Genomic DNA, 1,321 nt, shown 5'->3' on the forward strand with positions numbered 1-1,321 from the left:
ACTAAGAGACCTCCACAAAAAGAATGATCCAATAGCTATGTGGGTTTAGCGAAAATTTCTACAAACCATTTGTGAAGATTGGGGAGACGATGAATCTGGGTTTCAATTTCTGCCATAGCTAACTCCGAAAGTTTAACTCCTGTGGAGTAAATTGTTTCTACCAATGTCACCACTGGATTTTTATCCTTAAATGTGAGAGTTTTGGCGAAATTTACAACAGTCTCAACAGTGTCAAGTAAACTACCATTCCAATGCTTTTCTAACCAACCAAAACAACGTTCTATTGGGTTATATTTACTATGATAGGGCGGATAATAAGCTAATTGTAACGTCAGTTGAGATTGTTGGGAAAAATCTAAAATTCGTTTCATAAACTGAGTACGACGAGAATGATTTTCCGGTCCATTATCCTGATTGATGACCAATTTTTGAATGTGACTAAAACGGTGTTTAACAGTTTGCCACCAACTTTCAAGTAAGTCAACTATACAATCAGCCGTCAACTTAGAAGTAACGAAGAATAAAAATAGCTCATTGTACTCAGGCAGAAAAATACCATAGGGAATCACACTTGATTGAGTCGAAAAATCGTGGTCAACTGCAATAGTTGGCGTCCGATTTTTACCACCTATATCAAATTCTCCAATCTTGACGGAAGCTTTGGCATCAATGGAAATTCGGAGAGTATTTGGGTTATTATCGGCTGCTGTATTGACTTGTTCAAGTTGTTCAAAAATGGCTGAGGTCTCGGGGATTTTTTTGACTGGTTTAGTTTTCAAAACTCGTTTTAAGGTATAACCCAAATCATTCAATCTTCTTCTAATTGTTTCGGCGCTCGGTAGTTCTTCATCACTATAACCAAATTGTTTAATTAATTGACGACGGACTTCATTGGCAGTCATGCGCGTATATAATCGTGTACTCTTAAAGCTAGGATCAGTTTGACTGTGTGGGTCTACTAACGATGTAATATCTTTCAATAAGTTGGGTAATTTTGTTTCAACCCGCTTTCGTCCACTGCGCTTGAAACCATCGACAATTGGCTCACCACTTTTCAATTCTTTCATCCCTTTACGGATGGTCCGTCTATTCCATCCTAACTCCCGTTCTACTAACGTTTGTCCACCTATTCCTAAATCTTTGACTACCGATGCCATGAATTGTCGTCTGTCTGTCCCCTTGAGTTTTTTAGCTGTTTCGATGTAAAGAGATTTGGCGTGTTCGGTCAGTTTCATGATAGATTTTAGAGACATAAGATAGGCTGCACACTGAAATTATATTTTGACTATTATAGGATCAATCATTCTGTGGCGTTCTCTAA

Annotated in this window: 1 protein-coding gene; it reads right to left on the bottom strand. The window is 38.0% G+C overall.

Annotated features, from left to right (window positions below):
* Positions 1-35: 35 nt before the first annotated feature.
* Positions 36-1,235, bottom strand: a complete 1,200-nt coding sequence (locus tag QUA97_RS28195; RefSeq protein WP_333197620.1) for an ISAzo13 family transposase — start codon at positions 1,233-1,235, stop codon at positions 36-38.
* Between the last annotated feature and the right edge of the window lie 86 nt (positions 1,236-1,321).

Origin of the sequence: Microcoleus sp. CZ3-B2, assembly GCF_036705055.1 — a bacterium.
In the GTDB taxonomy this organism is placed as follows: Bacteria; Cyanobacteriota; Cyanobacteriia; order Cyanobacteriales; family Microcoleaceae; genus Microcoleus.